Raw genomic sequence first — 18,874 nt, 5'->3', positions numbered from 1 at the left:
TAATTATTTAAAATATTGTGCTGGTCTAGTTGGCCAGATTTATAACTGTTCCAAAAAGAAACAAAATAGATTAGCAAAGCTGCTAAACTTATAAAAAGAAAAGTTGCTTTACAATCATGCAGCCTCATCATAATATCCCTTTTCAACAAATGAAATCTAGAATTCATCAGTACGTTCCTTTCTGGTCGTTAGGCTTCAAATAGTCATGTTTTTTAACTATCTGAATACATACTCCGAACAAAATAAACATCAGCCCTACTCTGAATACCAATAGATCCTTTAAAACATCAAAATCTAATAAAAATCCGTTTAAGAAGAGAATGCCGTTACATTCTAGATAATCAAATAAAAATAAAATTAATTCAATTATTACAACTAATATTTGATTTGTTAAAAGAATTAAAAACGATGTCAAATAAGCAATGAATATATATGCGAATACATGAGTTAAAAAGTTACTAACAGTTAACAAATTTTTATCAATATTATGTATAAAGCACAATATGTATAACTCTGACATAACAATAATGCCTAGTATAGCTGAAAAAGAAATGCTTTTAAGGAAGTAGTACCCCACTATCTTAAAAGAACTATTCAGCCGAATCACAGCATGATCCATGAAATAATCGGAAGATACTAATAGAGTAAATACTACAATTAATGGTGCTATCAATAATACAAGGTGCTGATATGTAAAGATTTGATCAATAATATGGTCATTTTGCGTATTTATTGAACGCTTAAAAAATGTAAATATAATTATTATATTTATAGAAAAAAGTATAAAAAAACCTAAATATTTACTAATGATTTTTTGTTTTAAAAGATTATAATAAAACACGGCGCTTTTTACCCCATAAAAATATTAAAAGACCTAATATGATTATTCCTAAGTTTAATAAAGAAAATATTTTCAAATTGAAAAAACCATTGTTACTAATAATATATCTTTGAGGATTATAATCAGGATTCAAGATAGTAATGCCAATTAAGTTCACAACAAACGGTATAATATATACAAAATAAGTTTTCTTAATGAAAAAAGAAAAAGATAGCCCGATTGTTGATAAGACAGCACCGTATAATCCATTTATAAGTATTAGGATTAACGTATAGAGCAGTGGATGTTCATAATAAATATTAGCAAGGTCACTACCATTAGAAACCACATTTTGCATATAATTTATGATTCCATCAGGTTTGATGGATGGATAAGTCATCATAAATAAATATAAATTAATACTTAAAGGAATTATAATAACGAAAAAAGAACATAAGAAATTAAACACGATAAGTGTATTAAAGTACTTTCCTTTGGTTGTTTTCATTATAGTGTTCATAAAATATCCAGAATTCACATCAAATCTATATAGACTTACAATTGGTAAGGTAGCCAAAATAGGAAGTATCATCAACCATACTGTTGAAGGAATAACAGAATTACCCTGTAATATATTTGATAAAAAAGGTGATTTGTGAACTTCGTAAGGCAGATTTGAATGATTATCAAACACTGCAATATTCAAGTACTGGTATAGTACTATGAGAGTACTAGATATAAGTGAAAAATATAGTGTCTTGCTTTTTAGAAGCCTGTAAGTAAAAAAATAGGCCATATTTCTACCTCCTGTTAATAAAATGAATTATGGTAATCAATTTCATATATTACCACATTTATAAATCATCATGATGAATTTAAGGGAAAAATAAACTTTAAAAAGCGGTTTTACATATCGTAAAACCGCTCAAACCTTATGAGAAGCAAAATTCCATTAATACACTATGTATTTGCCTTTAGGTCTAACACTGTCAGGGCTCCAATTTGTTTTGTACGCATTATTTTCCCAGCTGTAACCGCCAAATCGAACAGGGACATTTTTACCGTAATTTTCAACTGCTGAGTTCCAGAATAAATAAGTGTTTCCTGGCTTTACGGATCCATCATGTTTGCCTGATACGTTTTTCCAGTTTCGTCCTTTAGAGTGAACATTAGCATCTGCTTCAGTCCAAACATTAAAACTGCTGTTCTTGTCTGAGCTTATCACTTTCATATACATAGAGCTTTTGTTCTGTTTTCTGCGTGCATTTGTATAATCATAAGGAGACCATACTCTAAAAGTAAAATGAACAGTTGAATCAGAAGTATTAGCAGCGGCATGTACAGCACTTGTCACTCCAAATGATGAAATAGCAAGTCCAAATATTATAAACAGTTTACTTATATTTTTTTTAACTTTAAATTTCATTTGTTATTATTCCTCCGAGTATTCTTCAATTGAAGATTAAAATAACTTAAGTCCTATATATAATAAAGTATAATACAGGAAAAGTAAATGAAATTTAAGGAAAAAGTTAATGTATTTATGTTTCTTAGTATCTAATTTAAAGGAAGCAAAATGACTGATAAATTTCCAAGTGAATAAATGAAAAATATAAAAAGGGAAATGTTAACGAAATAACATTTCCCTTTTTATACTATATTTTATGTGGTTAAATCATTCCTCGCTGTGCAACTTCAATTTGGTGTGTAGGTGCATTTGCAATATTCGTTGCGATGAAAACAGTGCTTAGGGCCAGACAAGAGAGTAATAGTTTAGACTTCAATTTCATACAATCTCACTCCTCCTTGAATAAGTTGCCTTACTTGTTCCACCTTTAGGAAATAAGCAGAGGCTTTTTGAAAGTTTTCACGTTCATGATAATATTTTGCCACATCAAGAGCGAAATCTTCAAGATCAGCATACAACATTTTACTTTCGAGGAAATCAAAGAATCTTTGAATTGCTTCTTCATCAGGGCCTGATAAGTATAAAGATTTCAAAAATTCAAACTCTGATAAATAGATTGAATCTCCGGCCTCTTGAGAATATGCTGTTCCCTTACTATGATATGCGTGAGCTTTATCCATTTTTCCCAATTTATAATGTATTTGTGTAATCAAAAAATAGGCTTGGGGCAGGGACGGAAGAATGTTAGATTCTTCAAAAACAGTTATTGCTCTTTTGAAATAGGTTACGGCGTCCTCATATTGGCTTTGGCTGTTTTTACAAAGCCCGATGTTGTACAATGTTCTCCCCATTAATTGGGGCTGATTCTCAGCTTCCGCCATAGAGTAAGCTTTTTTAAAATGTGATATGGCGTCCTCATATTGTTTCAGATCTAAGAAATTGGTAGCAAATAAAGAATGACACTGAAGCAATCTTATATTATAAGCTTCATGTTCTTTGTATATTTCATATGCCTGCCGTGCATAGTCCATTGAAAAATACGTTTGTTTCATATAGTAATAAGACTCAGACATCTTAAAGAAAAACTCTGCCTTCTCGATCCGATCCTTAACGAATATTAACTTACTTTCGGCTTTTTTAAAAAATTTAATAGCCGATAGATATTCCCGCTGATCCAGTTCGTACATGCCCCTGAAGAAATTAAAGTAATAATCAAGGACTCCGGTTAAACGAGCCTGTTTTTTATCAATCTCAACCAGCAAATCAGACAGCCGCGGCTGTTCCTCGATCCGCATTTTTTCTAGTGGTTCAAGGTACTCAAGCATCAGGTTGTGCCGGAATTCCATCAGTGAATAGTACAAATGAAGATCTTGATCTTCTTCCATTTGATCCAGCTCTTGTTTGATTTCTCTACGTAAATACTCTGCATCGGGTATGCTGAATCGGCGTATGTACATATACCATTCGTTAATCTTTTCTCCGACGGAAGAAGAAGATATGACACCTGTCACGTTTGCAAATCCCTCCCTTCATTATTCTATATATGTCATATTTTATCATCATCATTCCTATGAGAAGCGCAAAAAAACCGCAATCTTTTCTTTCGTTACCCCGCATATTAGAGGAAATATTTTCAAAAACCGCTTATACCCTCGGTAATTTGTACAAGCAAACACTTTTACCTTCCATATCCTGTTGTATCTGCGTGAGCAGTGTATGTTTGAAAAGGAAGTGAAGGGATTGAGAAATAACAAGCTTTCCTTTAGAGAAAAAACTCAAGCCACACAAGAAGAGTGTTTATGTTTTTGTGGGGAAGATGCAAGCCGTGAAGCAATGTTTCAAGCGCCGATTGAATTGCCTGAGGGGTTTGTCGTTGATCCGGCTGAGGCTGTTGCAAACGTCACGTGGAATGCAGATAGCCTTTCTTGTGTTAGTGAACGTTGCTTAATTGAGACGGGGCCTGAGCCTGATGAAATTGGTGTTCAATTTGCAGTACGCCTGCAGGGAACCGTAACGCTTCTCGTCAGCGTCTCACCTGTGCGAAATCAATATGGACAAGGGGACGGGGCTGTTTCCGTCATTCACAATGCGGAGATCGATCAAGTTGTCTATTATTCTGATAACCCGGATGATTGCCCGGATTTTAGTGAGATCATGATCGAGAACCTTGTTGTCGTCCCGCCTTTCTACGGCAGTCCGCTTACGGTGACCGGAACAATCGTTTTCCCGTCATCGCCAGAGCCTCAATCGTTTGTCTTTACAGCCAATTCAGGGGACAGCACAGTTTCAGTTATTGATGCGGCAGCAAACCTTGTAGTTGCAACTATTCCTTTTACGTCTGTGCCAACAGATTTGGGTGTCACGCTAGATAAAGCCTATACGTATGTCCTTCATGGCAATACCAATCTGGTTTCTGTTGTTGATAATCAAACCTTAATCTTGACAAATACGATAACTGTCGGCATCAATCCGAGAAAGATTCAATTTGATCCTGCGGGAGAGTTTGCGTACGTGATGGCTTCTGGCTCTATTTATATCATTGATCTTGGCCTTCAGGCAGTAAGTGATGTTTTCTCAGTACCCAACGCCGCAGACTTTGCACTTGATCCAAACGGGCAATTTGTCTTTACTGCTAATACAATTTTCTGGTCAATTGATCAATATGATGTGAATACAGGCCAGCTTGTTGACAGCCTCGTGAATGAGTTTGAATATCCAAGTTTAATTGAAACGCCATATGCCGGAGACTTCGCGTATGTGATGACTGGTGAATTATGGCCGAAGGGTGTAGCTGAGATCAGTTTGTCACCCTTAAGTGTGGAAGGTAATTTGAATCGGTTTTTCGAGGTTCTGAGGACGACTGTATTTTCGTTTGACAGTACACGAGCTTATCTTCTAGAACCATATTTCGATCCATCTCTCATTCATAATCTCACTGTCGTCAATACAGCCACAAACGAAATTATTACGAGTGTTTCTCTCCCTGGCGCCATTGACCTCGCCGTAACGCCGGACAATCAGTACATTTACGCGGCACAGCCCGATGACAATACTGTGACCGTATACCGCACAAGTGATTATACAGCCGTGACGGTGATCCCGGTTGGCGCAGGTCCGTCCGCGATTGCGATGTAGAAGCTGTTACAGCTCAAAAGAAGCGGGGCGGCGGTCAGAGATGTGCTTATAGATGGATAGTCCGATTTGCTGAATCGCCGCTAGGATGATTAGGAACAGCAGTTCACTTCATGTTGTTTTCCGGCGCCGTTTACCCCAAGCAATCCGTAAACAGCGCCTTTTTCTAAATGTAATTCTACGTTTTCTAAGATGACGTTGTCCCGTTCATACCAAACGGATACATCGTGTATATCCAAACTGCTCATCGCGAGTCAGCCTTCCGCGCGCATTCCGAAAAGAATGGCAATGGCAATGAAAATCACTGTAAATAGATAATCGCTTTTGACAAAATAGACGACTGCGCCGATGACAAAGATAAATGAAAGGAGATACAGTAAAAGTCTTCTTTGTGCTGATGACAAATCGTTTCCCTCCTACATAAGCTGGACCACGTCTTCTACTCGTTCATTTTTCGCCTAGGAGCACATGTTTTTCCGGTGATAGTTTGTTAGCGTTCAGCCCTTTTAAATAACAGCCTCCGCGATAGCCGCTGAATGGCATTTGTCTTTCATGCAATGCTCGCTGAATCTAGACGCCTGCGCTTCCCACAATTTATGGACGAGGGGGGAGTTAAAGATGCTTTCATATGAGTCAAGAAAAATATTCCCCAGTGAAACTTCCTTCGGAAAGAGCGCGCCCGGACGCACTTCTCCGAGCGGGCTGATCACGATGGACTTCCAGCCAGCGCCGCAGTTTGCCGTACGTTTTCTCTCATAAGGAATAATCGGGATCAGATCTTTAAATTCATCAATGACATGTTGCTCGTATTCCATAAATTTGCGGTGCTGCTCGGCATTTTTTGTGGAGTGAACCATATCTCTGCCTCTTCCGAAATCATCAACCCAATTGTAAGAGAAGGCTTTTGCCCCGAGATCCCGGACCTTTTGGGCCATATCATGGATTTCCCACATGTTTTTTTCGAAAACGGACATGGCGACTTTGACAAATATCCCATGGTCACTCAACAATTTTATCGTTTTGCAAGTTTGGGCAAAAGAGCCTTTTCTCCCTCTAAAGGAGTCATGGATCTCGGAATGGACACTATCGAGAGAAATGCCGACAATGATTTTATTCTTGTAGTCTTTTAGAAGCTCGAGGCTCTCTTTTCGCATAAGTGTTCCGTTCGTTAAGATAGCGACTTTTTTGAACTTTTTACACACATAGTCAAGAATCTCATTGGCGTTTGGATGGACAAAGATTTCTCCGCCTGTGATTTCGCATGTCAATACACCGTTGTCAAACAGCGTATCAGCCGTTTTCTTGAGTTGCTCAATCGACACGGTGCCGAGCGCTTCCGGCGAGCTTGCCAAATAACAGTGGGCGCATTTCAAATTACAGCGATGCGTCAGCTCAAAGGTGGCGTGCAGCGGCATCGGAAATTCATCGCTTCCGCTCGTGTTGATTGCTTGGCTGCCGGGCTTGTTTCCAAACTGAATGACCTGCTTGTTCAAAAGCATGTTGAGCATGTCGTAAAACCAGTCTTTGTGGTCTTCCGGTGATTCATCGTAGACGGCGCATTGCTCCGCCAAAATCTGATCAGCTGTTGTTTGCCCATCCATTCGCATACAAAGCTCGTAAGCCGTTTTGTTAAGATCCAAATACTCGAAGTCAGAAATGGAAACTTTATCGCGCAAGTAGTCGATTTCTAACACGCCTCCCTGAGGAAACTGGTGTACTCTTACATTTTCATTAATAAATGGAAATATCCGTTCTGTAAACAAAATACCATCCCCTATACATATGATTCAAATGAAAAACGATTGTGTATGTATAACTAAGAGGTAGCATGTAGTTAAAAACTGTAATTACTTAAAAAGGACATAGCAGAAAGACTATGCCCTTTTGGAGAACTTATTCCCCATAGACCGAATAGACCTGTAACACCGCCAATTTCAAAATCAGGGATAAAGCCGTCCACTAGACAAACGGCTCCGATCGAGCATGTCGCACAACCTTTGTTTTCTGCAATGACAGCTTTTTTCAACCATTGGGTATTCCCTTTTTTTGTTATTCTAACAGATCTATGTTGTGCTTTTATCATAAAACTAACAAATTACCAATTCAATACATATATTTTGAAGAAAATGTGAAATGGAAACAATAGATTTCGGAAAAGTATAACTTTTTTTGAAGATAACTAATGATATGCTTTTCTCTTCTATTAAGGAAATGCTTTTTATGAGGTTTATCTTCAAATCTGATGAGCAATGATGGTAAGATAGAAGTAGTTGAAGTTTACAAACCGAATGATTATACTATTCAAGTCAAAGTGGAATGATGAAAAGGACGTGTCAAAATGAAGCAAGAGACACCGATAACACTCCATGTGAAATCTGTGATCGGAGATGACGGAAACCAGGAAGTCATCCAATTCCGCACCACCGGATTTTACTATGTTAAACAAAATAAAGTGTATCTATCTTATTATGAAGAACACGACTTAGGCAAAGTAAAAACAATTGTGAAAGTAAGCGAAGGCGAAGTGCTGGTCATGAGGTCAGGCGCAGTCAAAATGAATCAGCGTTTCGTAACGGGAGCTTCCACAATTGCCAAATATAAAATGTCATTTGGTGAGCTTGAGCTGAAAACTAGCACAAAATCGATTCAATCTGATCTCGGTGAAGAAAAAGGCCGTATCAGCATCGCATATGACATGCATGTCGGAGACGAGCAGCAGCATTTACATCATATGACGATCACGTATGAGGGAGGAACTCACGCATGAACATTGCGGAACAAATGAAGGACGTGCTGAAAGAAGAAATCAAAGCGGCCGTTCTGAAAGCGGGGTTGGCTGAAGAAAGCCAGATTCCGAATGTCGTTTTAGAAACACCGAAAGATAAAACACACGGCGATTATTCAACAAATATGGCGATGCAGCTGGCGAGAGTCGCAAAAAAAGCGCCGCGCCAAATCGCTGAAGAGATTGTCGCTCATTTTGATAAAGGAAAGGCTTCGATTGAAAAATTGGATATCGCCGGCCCGGGTTTTATTAATTTCTATATGAACAATCACTATTTAACGAAGCTGATTCCGTCTGTGTTAAAAGCGGGGGAAGCGTACGGGGAAACGAATATCGGAAACGGTGAGCGTGTTCAAGTAGAATTTGTATCAGCGAATCCGACGGGAGACCTTCACCTTGGCCATGCGCGCGGTGCGGCTGTCGGAGATTCTTTGTGCAATGTGCTCTCAAAAGCGGGCTACGATGTGAGCCGCGAATACTACATTAACGATGCCGGAAACCAAATCAACAACCTGGCGCTTTCTGTGGAAGTCCGTTACTTTGAAGCGCTCGGCTTGGAAAAACCGATGCCGGAGGACGGCTACCGCGGCGAGGATATCATTGCGATCGGAAAGCGTCTCGCAGAGGAATACGGCGACCGTTTCGTCAACGAAGACGAAAGCGAACGCCTCGCGTTTTTCCGTGAATACGGCCTAAAATACGAGCTGGAAAAGCTTCGCAAGGACTTGGAAAACTTCCGTGTGCCGTTTGATGTGTGGTATTCCGAAACATCGCTGTACCAAAACGGAAAAATCGACAAGGCGCTTGAAGCGATCCGCGAAAAAGGCCATGTCTATGAAGAAGAAGGCGCGACTTGGTTCCGTTCCACGACGTTCGGCGATGATAAGGACCGCGTATTGATTAAGAAGGACGGCACGTACACGTACCTGCTGCCTGATATCGCATACCATAAAGACAAGCTTGACCGCGGCTTTGATAAGCTGATTAATGTTTGGGGCGCCGATCACCACGGCTACATCCCGCGTATGAAAGCGGCAATCGAAGCGCTGGGCTATGAAAAAGGAACGCTTGAAGTCGAAATCATTCAGCTCGTTCACCTTTACAAAAACGGCGAGAAAATGAAAATGAGCAAACGGACGGGTAAAGCGGTAACGATGCGCGACCTGATTGAAGAAGTCGGCTTGGATGCCGTGCGTTACTTCTTTGCGATGCGCAGTGCCGATACGCATATGGACTTTGACTTAGATCTTGCTGTATCAACATCTAACGAAAACCCTGTGTATTACGCACAATACGCTCATGCCCGTATTTGCAGCATGCTTCGCCAAGGGGAAGAACAGGGACTTAAGCCGGCGGCGGATCTTGATTTCAGCCATGTTCAATCAGAAAAAGAATATGATCTGCTGAAAACAATCGGCGGCTTCCCGGAAGCGGTGGCGGAAGCGGCGGAAAAGCGAATTCCGCACCGCGTCACAAATTATATTTATGATCTGGCTTCTGCTTTGCACAGCTTCTATAACGCAGAGAAAGTCATCGATCCTGAAAATGAAGAGAAAAGCCGCGAGCGCCTTGCATTAATGAAGGCAACGCAAATTACGCTGAACAATGCGCTTCAGCTGATCGGCGTATCGGCTCCGGAAAAAATGTAATCATAAAAAAAGGACAAAGTCTTCGGGCTGTGTCCTTTTTTTATGCGTAAAACGTGTGATGTAATTCACAAACCCGTTTGCCGAGTTTTTGTATGATAGGACTGATTATTGAATCATTGAAAGGGGCAAGCCGAATGTTCAACCGTCAACATATCCAATTATCGTTACAGTCATTAAGCTTGGTGGCAGGGTTTATGGTTTGGGTGCTGATTTCATCACTCATTAGCCAAATCACATTAGATATTCATTTAAGCAAAGGCGAGATTTCTTTGGTGACGGCGATTCCCGTCATCCTCGGATCGCTTCTCCGCATTCCTTTAGGGTATTTAACGAACAGGTTTGGCGCGCGGCTGATGTTTATGATCAGCTTCATCCTGCTTTTGTTTCCGGTGTTTTGGATCAGTATCGCGGATTCCCTGTTTGATTTAATCGCGGGCGGTTTTTTCTTAGGGATCGGAGGAGCGGTTTTCTCCATTGGGGTAACATCCCTTCCGAAATATTATCCGAAAGAAAAGCACGGTTTCGTCAATGGGATTTACGGGGCCGGAAACATCGGAACCGCGATTACAACATTTGCGGCGCCGGTTATCGCCCAAGCGGCGGGATGGAAAGCAACCGTGCAAATGTATATGGTTCTGCTGGCTGTTTTCGCATTGCTGCATGTTTTGTTCGGCGATCGGCATGAGAAGAAAGTGAATGTTTCCATAAAGGCCCAAATCAAAACCGTTTACCGAAATCATGTTCTGTGGTTTTTGAGTCTGTTTTATTTTATTACGTTTGGCGCCTTTGTCGCCTTCACCATTTATCTCCCGAACTTTCTGGTAGAGCACTTTGGGCTGAACCCTGCGGACGCCGGTTTGCGGACGGCTGGGTTTATTGCCGTCTCTACGCTGCTCAGGCCTGCGGGCGGATTTTTGGCTGATAAGATGAGCCCGCTCCGCATCCTGATGGTTGTTTTTGCGGGACTTACGTTATCGGGCATTATCTTATCGTTCTCGCCGACGATCGGCCTTTATACGTTTGGGTCATTAACGGTGGCAGTTTGCTCAGGTATAGGAAACGGAACCGTTTTTAAACTGGTGCCTTTTTATTTTTCGAAGCAAGCGGGGATTGCCAATGGTATTGTGTCTGCCATGGGCGGATTAGGCGGTTTTTTCCCTCCGCTGATATTGGCGAGTGTTTTTCAGGCCACAGGCCAATACGCGATCGGCTTTATGGCGCTATCGGAAGTGGCGTTAGCCAGCTTTGTCCTTGTCATATGGATGTATTGGCAGGAAAGAATGAAAGCACACACGGAGAGAAACAGCCAGAGCATCAGCTAACACTGGGCATTCACAAGATTGTTAGTTTTTTCTTGATGGGTGCAAAACAATTCACGTTACAATAAACATACGCAACGTGACTTTCTTCGAGGTGAGCTCATGAATATTCTCTCTGTTCGACCATCTGATAGTGATCTTCTGTCCAGCGATCTCTTTGAATTGCTGGAATCGATCAGTACGAAAAGAAAAATGGAAAAACACACGTATTTGTTTCGAGAAGGAATGGATGCAGAAGAACTGTATCTGCTTCAATCAGGACTCATTGAAATCGGCAAACTGACATCTGACGGAAAAGATCTGACCCTTAGAATTTGCCAAAGAAATGATATTGTCGGGGAATTAACACTTTTCACTGAAGAACCGAGATATATGCTCAGTGCAAAGGTGCTAGAGGATGGCGAGGTGCTCGTCATTAATAAAAACAAGCTGGAAAAGGAACTCATTCAAAACGGTGCTCTGACATTTGAATTTATGAAATGGATGAGCACCCATCTCCGGAAAATTCAGTCTAAGATCAGGGATCTGCTTCTTCACGGCAAAAAGGGGGCGCTCTACTCCACCCTTATCCGCTTATCAAACAGCTACGGGGTGGAACGAAGCGACGGCATTCTGATTAACATCGCGCTGACAAATCAGGATTTGGCAAAGTTTTGCGCGGCGGCAAGGGAAAGCGTCAACCGTATGCTGGGAGACCTCCGCAAACAAGGGGTGATTTCGATAGACGAATCTGGAAAAATTATTTTGCACAAGCGGGACTATTTACGATGTGAAATTGAGTGTGAAAATTGTCCGCTGGAGATTTGCAATATTGATTAAAAAACCAAGGGCCGCCGGCGGTCCTTGGTTTTTTATCTTGTGATTGCTAGGCACATGGCGGCAAAAAAGAAGCAGGCATTCACCATTTCCAGAATGCCAATCGTTTTCACGGGCCAATCTCTTCCGTAAAAAAACCAAGCCCGCAAACTGCTTGGGATAAAAGCAAGAAATGCCCATCCGGCTCCGAGAAGAGCGGATAAAAAGGGGAGCAGCAAGTGGTATCCCCATGACCAGTATGCAAAAGTGCTGTTTTTTCTCTCCCGGATCACCGACTTCACATAAAAGGAACTCCCGATAAAAAATATAGCAGATTGCAAGAATATAAACCAAGCCCTGCCGTCAAGGATTCCCGTCCCAAGCCAGCAGCTCGCAAGCCCCCCTGAGCAAAAGAACAAGACACCCGCAATATCATTCACTAATGCTCGTTCGTTTTTACGGCGGGCATAGCACACATGGATGAGAAAAAGCGGCAATAACGAAATGCCAATCCAGATGAGTGCCGGTTTAAAAAAAATGGGGATCATCAAAAAGCAGCAGGCCGAAACACCGTAGTAACATATCCACTTTTGGTAAGGTTTGATCTGCTTCTTCTTCAAGGCGAGGGTGGCGGGATAGACCGTCAAATAAAGGAAAAGCCACCCCAGGAAGAGCGGAATATGCCAGAAAACGGGACCGCCCTTGACCATCCCGAGTAAAAATGGAATCAACAGCATCGCCCACGCGCCGTGCTGTTTTGGAATCATCGCCTTCATCGAAATCCTCCTTTTTTATTTCATTATAAATAGAGACAGTCTTTCGATAAGTGACATTCATCATACAGGCTGTGAAATATATCACTGCTGTACAGGCTTAATCGGGCTACACTAAAACTATCCTTAGCACAGGAGGCTTTCCTATGAATCAGTGTGACTATTTATTATTTCTGAAACAACTTCCTATGTTTAATGAAGTGCCTGTGTCCATTGTTGAAACCTTGCTGAAAAACGGGACGTTTATTAGCGGCTCATCTGATCAGTCTTCATCCTTTCTTCATTGTCAATCCGTTTATGTCGTATTAAAAGGCAGTGTCCGTTTGATGGACAGCAGGCTCCCGGAAGGATCGAAAACCGTTGCGCTGTGGGAAAAAGGCGATGTGTTTCCGGTTGATGAAAAAGGCGGGCTGTACTTATCGCCTTTTATCTCAGTCAATGCTTCTTCAGACGTTCTTATTCTCAATATCCCTTATTACATATTTAAAAAAATGATGTCTTACCATCCGCAGCTGCAAATGAACTTTTTGGCCATGCTGCAGCAAAATGTTTTTTGTTCCTATCAATTATTTTTGCGTTATCTGCACACATCACAGGATGAAAACGCCAAACCCGGTTCTTAAAAAGAACCGGGCAGCGTGTCGACAAACCCTCGCATTCGTTGTCAGGCCTGCGCGTCGGTGCTCACGAATATCTACATTCGCTGTGCTCCGATGCTCGCCCTTCCTAGACTTCAAGGGTTTTCAATCACGCTGAAAAGATGACAAAGTCATAAAACAAAAACCGTTTTATGACTTTGTCAACAATCTGCCCGGTTCTTAAAAAGAACCGGTTTTTTGATCTTTGAATGAAAGGCGGTTCATGACTCAGGTCCTGCCTAAACGCCGCCGTCATCACGTCCTGTGAAAGTCTGTTCCTTCTTCTCAATGTGAACATTTTGTAAAAAAAACAAAGTGTGTGACATAGTTCACAAGGAATCGCGCTTTCTCTGTTTATAGTGAACTTAGCATCACCTGACTCGGAAGGAGTGAACGCTCATGAAGAAAAAGAAAATGAGTCCGTTGTTTAGGAGATTAAACTATTTCTCTCCTATCGAACACCATTCAAATAAACATAGCCAAACCACCCGCGAAGATCGCGATTGGGAGAATGTATACAGAAACAGATGGCAGTACGACAAAGTCGTCCGCTCCACCCACGGCGTCAACTGCACGGGGTCCTGCAGCTGGAATATTTATGTGAAAAACGGAATTGTCACGTGGGAAGGACAAAACTTGAATTACCCATCAACAGGACCTAATATGCCTGATTTCGAACCGAGAGGCTGTCCGCGGGGGGCCAGTTTTTCTTGGTATATTTACAGCCCGCTCCGTGTGAAATATCCATACGTGCGCGGTGTGCTGATCAATTTGTGGCGGGAAGCACTGCAGGCCCATCAAAATCCATTGGATGCTTGGAAATCGATCGTTGAAAATCCTGAAAAAGCGAAGTCCTATAAACAAGCAAGAGGGAAGGGCGGTTTTGTGCGCGCTGAATGGCCGGAGGTGCTGAAGCTGATTTCAGCCTCTCTGCTCTATACCGTCATGAAATACGGGCCTGACCGGAATGTCGGTTTTTCTCCGATCCCTGCCATGTCCATGATCAGTCATGCCTCAGGCTCCCGGTTTATGTCTTTAATCGGCGGCCCTATGCTCAGTTTTTATGACTGGTATGCGGATCTTCCTCCGGCGTCCCCGCAAATCTGGGGTGACCAGACGGACGTTCCGGAAAGCAGTGATTGGTACAACTCAGGCTATATCATGACATGGGGCTCCAACGTTCCGTTAACAAGAACGCCTGACGCGCATTTTTTGGCTGAGGCCCGTTATAAAGGCGCTAAGGTTATTTCGATCAGTCCGGATTTTGCGGAATCCTCAAAGTTCGCGGATGACTGGCTGAGTATCCGCCAAGGGACTGACGGAGCGCTTGCGATGGCTATGGGCCACGTCATTTTGCAGGAATTTTACGTGAACCAAGAGACGGAACGTTTCATTGACTATGCGAAGCAATACACAGATTTTCCGTTCTTCGTCACCTTGTCGAAAGAAAATGGCGTATACACAGCGGGGCGGTTTCTGCATGCGAAGGACATTGGCCGGAAGACAAAGCATGATCAGTGGAAGCCTGCGGTCTGGAATGAGCAGACAAACGCATTTGCCATACCGCAAGGGACAATGGGCTCCCGCTGGGACGGGCAGCAGAAATGGAACCTGCACATGATTGATGAAGAAACTGGGGAACCGATAGAACCCCGTCTCTCTGTGCTCGGAATAGAGGACGAAATCGGCACAGTGCGCATCCCTTATTTTTCAAATGACGGCAACAAAGTGCTTGAGCGGGATTTGCCGATTAAAAAACTTGACCTTGACGGCGAAGAGGTTTGTGTCACGACCGTATTTGACTTAATATTGGCCAACTACGGCGTAAACCGGGGCATCGGCGATCAATCAGCTGCCTCTTATGATGATCCTGAGCCGTTTACACCTGGATGGCAGGAACAGATGACAGGAATCAAAAAAGAAGGCGTCATCAAGATAGCCAGAGAGTTTGCCCAAAATGCGATCGATACAGACGGCCGCTCCATGATTATCGTAGGGGCGGGGATCAACCACTGGTTCAACTCCGACACGATTTACCGGGCGGTGTTAAATCTTGTTTTGCTGGTAGGCGCCCAAGGTGTAAACGGAGGCGGGTGGGCCCATTATGTAGGGCAGGAAAAGCTCCGTCCCGCTGAAGGGTGGCAGACGATTGCCAACGCAAAAGACTGGGAGGGCGTGCCCAAGCTGCAAAACGGCACCTCGTTTTTCTACTTTGCGACAGATCAGTGGCGATATGAGGACCAGCCGATCAGTGACTTGGCTTCACCGATCGCTGCGTCATCCCGCTATAAGCATCACGCCGATTACAATGTGCTGGCAGCGCGTTTAGGGTGGCTTCCGTCTTACCCGACATTCAATCAAAACGGTATTGACCTTTACAAGGAAGCTGAACAAGCGGGGGCAGCAACACCTGAAGAAGTTGGGGCATACGTGGCCTCACAGCTTCAAGAGAAAAAGCTGAAATTCGCGATTGAAGATCCCGACAATGAAGTGAATTTCCCAAGAAATCTCTTCGTATGGCGGGCAAATCTGATTTCGAGTTCAGGAAAAGGGCATGAATATTTTCTCAAGCATCTGCTGGGGACGACAAATGGATTAATGAATGACGACAGCGACAGCATCCGCCCTGAAGAAATCAAATGGCGGGAGCAAGCGCCGGAAGGAAAGCTCGACTTGTTAATCAATCTTGATTTTCGAATGGCTGGTACGGCACTCTATTCTGATATCGTGCTGCCGGCGGCGACATGGTATGAAAAACACGATCTCAGCAGCACAGATATGCATCCGTTTATTCATCCTTTCGCCCCGGCAATCTCGGCTCCGTGGGAATCGAAGTCAGACTGGGATATTTTCAAAGCCCTGTCGAAAGCCGTTTCCGATCTGGCAGAAGAAGTCGATATGGAGCCTGTGAAAGAAGTAGTCGCGACGCCGCTCCTTCATGACACCTCGCAGGAATTGGCTCAGCCGTTCGGCAAAATCAATGACTGGAGCAAGGGCGAATGTGAAGCCATTCCGGGAAAAACGATGCCAAACATCCATGTCGTTGAACGGGATTACAAGCACATTTTTCATAAAATGACCGCGCTCGGGCCTCACGCCGGATTAAAACCGAGCGGAACAAAAGGGATGAGCTGGTCGATAGCTGATGAATATGAATCACTCAAAAAGAGACTGGGAGACATCTCAACGGACAGTGTCGCCAAGGGATGTCCAAATATAAGTGAAGCGAAGCAGGCGGCAGAAGCGATTTTAACCCTATCGTCCACTTCAAATGGAAAAGTCGCCGTGAAAGCATGGGAATCGCTTGAAAAGATCACAAACCTGAAGCTAAAAGACCTGGCGGAAGAACGAGAGGAAGAATGCTTTACGTTCGAACAAATTACAGCCCAGCCGAAAACGGTCATCACCTCTCCGGCATTTACCGGCTCGGAAAAAGGCGGACGCAGGTACTCGCCGTTTACGACGAACGTAGAAAAATTAATCCCGTGGCGAACCCTGACCGGAAGGCAATCTTATTATGTCGATCATGAACTGATGATGGAATTCGGTGAAACAATGGCGACATTTAAACCGATCCTCCAGCACCGTCCGTTTCTGAGCAAGCGGCCTGATCAAGAGGGCAAAGAAATCGTCCTCAATTATTTGACGCCGCATAATAAATGGTCCGTCCACAGCATGTATTTTGATTCTTTGCCGATGCTTACCCTGTTCCGCGGCGGGCCGACCGTGTGGATGAATAAAGATGATGCAGAGGACACGGATATCAAAGACAACGATTGGATTGAATGTTTTAACCGAAATGGTGTTGTCGTCGCGAGAGCGGTTTTGTCTCACCGGATTCCTAAAGGAATGGCGTTTATGCACCATGCCCAGGACCGCCATATCAACGTGCCCGGCACGAAGTTGACGAATAACCGCGGAGGCACCCATAACAGTCCGACAAGGATACATGTCAAGCCGACACAGATGATCGGGGGTTATGCCCAGCTCAGCTACGGTTTTAACTACTACGGTCCAACGGGGAATCAGCGCGACCTGAACGTCGTCATCCGTAAGCTGAAGGAGGTCGATTGGCTTGAAGATTAAAGCGCAAATCGGAATGGTCATGAACTTGGATAAATGCATCGGCTGCCACACGTGCAGCGTCACCTGCAAAAACACGTGGACAAACCGTGCCGGTGCGGAATATATGTACTTCAATAATGTAGAAACAAAGCCGGGCATCGGCTACCCGAAGCAATGGGAGGACCAGGACAAATATAAGGGCGGCTGGACATTGAAAAAAGGAAAGCTCGAGCTGAAATCCGGGCCGAAAACAAATCGGCTCGCAGGCCTTTTCTATAACCCGAATCAGCCGTCAATTGATGATTACTATGAACCTTGGAACTATGATTATGAAACATTAACAAACAGCCCGCAGAAGAAACACCAGCCAGTGGCGCGCCCGAAATCGTCCTTGACAGGGGATTTCATGAATATCGAATGGGGGCCGAACTGGGAGGATGACCTTGCAGGCGGCCACATTACAGGGCTTGAAGACCCAAACGTGCAAAAGATGGAGGAATCGATCAAAACAGAATTCGATGAGGTCTTTATGATGTATCTGCCGCGTATTTGCGAGCACTGCATCAACCCGGCGTGCGTTTCATCCTGCCCGTCCGGCGCCATGTACAAACGCGAGGAAGACGGCATTGTGCTTGTGGATCAAAACGCATGCCGTTCATGGAGATATTGCGTTTCATCCTGCCCTTATAAAAAGGTTTATTTTAACTGGCAAACGAACAAAGCGGAAAAATGCACCCTCTGCTTTCCGCGCTTGGAGGCGGGGCTGCCGACCATCTGCTCCGAGACGTGTGTAGGCAGAATCCGCTACCTCGGCGTCATGCTGTACGACGCAGACAAAGTGGAGGAAGCGGCATCTGTTGAAAATGAAAAGGATCTCTACCATTCCCAATTGGATGTTTTTCTTGATCCGAATGACCCTGAAGTTGCCAAACTGGCAAAAGAACAAGGCATCCCGGCTGAATGGATAGAGGCCGCGCAGCAATCGCCGATCTATAAAATGATCATCGACTGGAAGATTGCGCTGCCGCTTCACCCTGAGTACCGGACGCTGCCGATGGTTTGGTACATTCCGCCGCTGAGCCCGATTATGAATCTCTTTGAAGGAAAAGGCAGCCAGCAAACGGCGGAAGATATTTTTCCGGCTATCGACCAAATGAGAATTCCGATTGACTATTTGGCACAGCTATTAACGGCCGGTGATACGGATCATATTCGGTCAACATTAAAGAAAATGTCTGTCATGCGCCAGTATATGAGAGCGGTCCAGACGAATAAAACCGTCGACCCGGCACTGATCTCCAGTGTCGGCTTAACAGAACAGCAAATCGAAGACATGTATCGGCTGCTTGCCATCGCCAAATATGACGACCGTTTTGTGATTCCGAGCAGCCACCGGGAAGAAGTGTCCGATTTATATGCTGAACAGGGGAGCTGCGGCTTATCATTTTCAGGCGGTCCCGGTTCTTGTTTCTAATTTCTGATAAACGAGG

General features: G+C 43.5%; 13 protein-coding genes and 4 pseudogenes. 8 read left to right on the top strand and 9 right to left on the bottom strand.

Annotated elements, in window-relative coordinates:
- Positions 1-827: 827 nt before the first annotated feature.
- The 4 genes from M1D98_RS18115 to rapF form a co-directional block, all read right to left on the bottom strand.
- Positions 828-1,616 carry a hypothetical protein gene (locus M1D98_RS18115; RefSeq protein WP_456279813.1) on the bottom strand — a complete coding sequence of 263 codons (789 nt, stop codon included), beginning with the start codon at positions 1,614-1,616 and terminating at the stop codon, positions 828-830.
- A gap of 156 nt (positions 1,617-1,772) precedes the next feature.
- Complete coding sequence (locus M1D98_RS18110) at positions 1,773-2,246, bottom strand: hypothetical protein (RefSeq protein ID WP_010328973.1); 474 nt, start codon at positions 2,244-2,246, stop codon at positions 1,773-1,775.
- 244 nt (positions 2,247-2,490) lie between these two features.
- Positions 2,491-2,610, bottom strand: coding sequence for a phosphatase RapF inhibitor PhrF (gene phrF / locus M1D98_RS18105; protein WP_003222023.1), 120 nt, complete (start codon positions 2,608-2,610; stop codon positions 2,491-2,493).
- Complete coding sequence (gene rapF, locus M1D98_RS18100) at positions 2,594-3,739, bottom strand: response regulator aspartate phosphatase RapF (protein WP_010328972.1); 1,146 nt, start codon at positions 3,737-3,739, stop codon at positions 2,594-2,596. Before rapF ends, phrF begins: the two co-directional genes overlap by 17 nt.
- 229 nt (positions 3,740-3,968) lie before the next feature.
- Here rapF and M1D98_RS18095 point away from each other — a divergent pair, with 229 nt between their 5' ends.
- Positions 3,969-5,363 carry a YncE family protein gene (locus tag M1D98_RS18095; protein ID WP_456279812.1) on the top strand — a complete coding sequence of 465 codons (1,395 nt, stop codon included), beginning with the start codon at positions 3,969-3,971 and terminating at the stop codon, positions 5,361-5,363.
- 101 nt (positions 5,364-5,464) lie between these two features.
- On the opposite strand, the pseudogene M1D98_RS18090 reads toward M1D98_RS18095, so the two are convergent.
- From M1D98_RS18090 to M1D98_RS18075, 4 pseudogenes are all read right to left on the bottom strand, one after another.
- Positions 5,465-5,608, bottom strand: a pseudogene (locus M1D98_RS18090) (ATP-binding cassette domain-containing protein); the annotation flags it as partial.
- Positions 5,605-5,764: pseudogene (gene albB / locus M1D98_RS18085) on the bottom strand (antilisterial bacteriocin subtilosin biosynthesis protein AlbB). The pseudogenes albB and M1D98_RS18090, both read right to left, overlap by 4 nt.
- 54 nt (positions 5,765-5,818) lie before the next feature.
- Positions 5,819-7,123: pseudogene (albA, locus tag M1D98_RS18080) on the bottom strand (subtilosin maturase AlbA).
- 134 nt (positions 7,124-7,257) lie between these two features.
- Positions 7,258-7,386: pseudogene (locus M1D98_RS18075) on the bottom strand (subtilosin A family bacteriocin); the annotation flags it as partial.
- A gap of 312 nt (positions 7,387-7,698) precedes the next feature.
- On the opposite strand from M1D98_RS18075, the gene M1D98_RS18070 reads away from it, so the two are divergent.
- The 4 genes from M1D98_RS18070 to fnr all read left to right on the top strand — a co-directional run bounded on the left by M1D98_RS18070 (position 7,699) and on the right by fnr (position 11,932).
- Positions 7,699-8,127, top strand: a complete 429-nt coding sequence (locus tag M1D98_RS18070) for a DUF1934 domain-containing protein (RefSeq protein ID WP_100739912.1) — start codon at positions 7,699-7,701, stop codon at positions 8,125-8,127.
- A complete protein-coding gene (argS, locus tag M1D98_RS18065; protein ID WP_121643503.1) occupies positions 8,124-9,794 on the top strand; it encodes an arginine--tRNA ligase in 1,671 nt (556 codons plus the stop codon). Before M1D98_RS18070 ends, argS begins: the two co-directional genes overlap by 4 nt.
- Before the next feature lie 134 nt (positions 9,795-9,928).
- Positions 9,929-11,116 (top strand): nitrate transporter NarK, encoded by a 1,188-nt coding sequence (narK, locus tag M1D98_RS18060; protein WP_121643502.1) that lies wholly within the window; start codon positions 9,929-9,931, stop codon positions 11,114-11,116.
- 99 nt (positions 11,117-11,215) lie between these two features.
- Complete coding sequence (fnr, locus tag M1D98_RS18055; RefSeq protein WP_010328965.1) at positions 11,216-11,932, top strand: fumarate/nitrate reduction transcriptional regulator Fnr; 717 nt, start codon at positions 11,216-11,218, stop codon at positions 11,930-11,932.
- 32 nt (positions 11,933-11,964) lie between these two features.
- Here the strand turns inward: fnr and M1D98_RS18050 are convergent, their stop codons facing one another.
- Positions 11,965-12,684, bottom strand: a complete 720-nt coding sequence (locus tag M1D98_RS18050) for a YwiC-like family protein (RefSeq protein ID WP_268534560.1) — start codon at positions 12,682-12,684, stop codon at positions 11,965-11,967.
- Between the two features lie 143 nt (positions 12,685-12,827).
- Here M1D98_RS18050 and M1D98_RS18045 point away from each other — a divergent pair, with 143 nt between their 5' ends.
- From M1D98_RS18045 to narH, 3 genes are all read left to right on the top strand, one after another.
- Complete coding sequence (locus tag M1D98_RS18045) at positions 12,828-13,304, top strand: cyclic nucleotide-binding domain-containing protein (protein ID WP_121643500.1); 477 nt, start codon at positions 12,828-12,830, stop codon at positions 13,302-13,304.
- Between the two features lie 414 nt (positions 13,305-13,718).
- Complete coding sequence (locus M1D98_RS18040; protein WP_456279811.1) at positions 13,719-17,405, top strand: nitrate reductase subunit alpha; 3,687 nt, start codon at positions 13,719-13,721, stop codon at positions 17,403-17,405.
- Entirely contained in the window at positions 17,395-18,858 is a 1,464-nt protein-coding gene (gene narH / locus M1D98_RS18035; protein WP_268534552.1) for a nitrate reductase subunit beta, read from the top strand. The genes M1D98_RS18040 and narH overlap by 11 nt, the downstream gene beginning before the upstream one ends.
- Positions 18,859-18,874: the final 16 nt, after the last annotated feature.

This window comes from Bacillus sp. K7, assembly GCF_053903245.1.
The sequence above is the reverse complement of the archived record's forward strand: the minus strand, read 5'-3'. Positions and strand labels throughout refer to the sequence as shown.